This is a genomic window from uncultured Campylobacter sp. (assembly GCF_938045775.1).
Taxonomy (GTDB): Bacteria; Campylobacterota; Campylobacteria; order Campylobacterales; family Campylobacteraceae; genus Campylobacter_B.
The window spans coordinates 1-1,416 of sequence record NZ_CALIBH010000033.1 but is presented as its reverse complement, the minus strand read 5'-3'; the positions used below and the strand labels follow the sequence as shown (position 1 = coordinate 1,416).

The following is a 1,416-nucleotide window of genomic DNA, read 5'->3' as shown; positions in this document are numbered from 1 at the left end:
TTATCGCGCGCAACGGCGAGTTTTGCGTCTGCATCGCGCTGATCGAGCATGGGCGTCCGATTTTAGCGGTAATCGGCGTGCCTGTAAGCGGCGACGTGTATAGCTCAAACGGCGGCGGAGTCTATAAAAACGGCGTGCTGCTCGCTCGCCCCGCTAGTGCGCCACAAATCTTCATGCACGGCCGACATAGCAAATCCGAAAAATACCCGCAATTCGCGCAAAAATTTGGAATGCAGCTCGTGCGCAAAGGCTCTGCGATAAAATTTTGTATCTTAGCTGAGGGGGGCGCCAGTGCGTATGCGAGATTTAGCGACTGTTCGCTTTGGGACATCGCCGCTGGGGATTTTTTGCTGCATCAAAGCGGCGGAGCGGTAGTGGATCTCAAGACGATGAAGGCGCCTCTTTATAACGGAAAAAGCCTGATAAATAATCATTATGTGGCGGTAGGTGCGAATGCGGTAAAATTATTGCCTAAAATGTTGGAATTCGCAAAGAATTTTTAAGCTAAATTTATAGTAAACGCTCTATAATATAAGTCCAAAAATTTTTTATCAAAGGATAAAAACATGAAGGGCTTTACTATGATCGAATTAATTTTCGTGATCGTGATTTTAGGTGTTTTGGCGGCAATTGCCATTCCAAAACTAGCAGCTACACGCGATGATGCAGAGGTCGTTAGAGCAGCGCAGAATGTATCTACATCACTGACTGATCTAATGGCTTATTATACTTCGCAAGGCGAGTATGATAATAGCACGACAGGTTTTAATAACATGACGAATGTTAAAAATCCTATTACCGTAAAAGGCAAGACTTGTGCTACATATACCGTCGATAGCAAAACCAAGGTTACTCTTACAAAAAAGATGGACGGTTTATGTGCCCAAGTATGGGATATGCCTGGGTTAAAGAATATAAATGCCGTCTATACATCTGACGCTTTATTGATTATTCAATAGTAGCTTCTTTGGCGCAGGAATTATCTCTGCGCCTTTTTATTCAAAAATCCAAGAAAAATTCCAATCATCCAAACAATTGCGAAAAATATAAAGATAAAACTCCAAAATTGCGCCAGATCCACGCTCTTACTTGCCGGGAATAGATACCAGCCTCCGCTATAAAGCGCCGTTAGCTTAGCTTGCAACCCCTCTAGCGCCGCGCCAGCAGGTAACGCCGGTGCATCGAATGCGCAGCTATTAAATGGCTTAAAAATTGGCACTATGCTTAGATCAAAATTTAAAAATCTCACCGCTCCACCACAGCCGCTCATCCCGCTCATATCTCCGCTCCCTCGCAATACTGTGTGAATTTTAGCTAAATTTAGCGATGAGACAAATCCCAACGCCGCGCCGTAAAACCAGACCGCATATCCGCAGATAGCAATGTAAACGCTCTTGCCGCAAACTGCTAAAATCG

General features: G+C 44.6%; 2 protein-coding genes and 1 pseudogene. 2 read left to right on the top strand and 1 reads right to left on the bottom strand.

Going from position 1 to position 1,416, the window contains the following annotated elements; genetic code table 11:
• Positions 1-503: inositol monophosphatase family protein (locus Q0238_RS00960; protein ID WP_297941978.1), on the top strand; the 503-nt coding region annotated here is incomplete at its 5' end.
• A 63-nt stretch (positions 504-566) separates the two neighbouring features.
• Positions 567-959 carry a prepilin-type N-terminal cleavage/methylation domain-containing protein gene (locus tag Q0238_RS00955; protein ID WP_297941976.1) on the top strand — a complete coding sequence of 131 codons (393 nt, stop codon included), beginning with the start codon at positions 567-569 and terminating at the stop codon, positions 957-959.
• Between the two features lie 20 nt (positions 960-979).
• On the opposite strand, the pseudogene Q0238_RS00950 reads toward Q0238_RS00955, so the two are convergent.
• Positions 980-1,416, bottom strand: a pseudogene (locus Q0238_RS00950) (hypothetical protein); the annotation flags it as partial.

Coding starts and splice junctions, on each gene's coding strand:
- Q0238_RS00955 (WP_297941976.1), top strand. CDS start 567: ATGAAGGGCTTTACTATGATCGAATTAATTTTCGTGATCGTGATTTTA.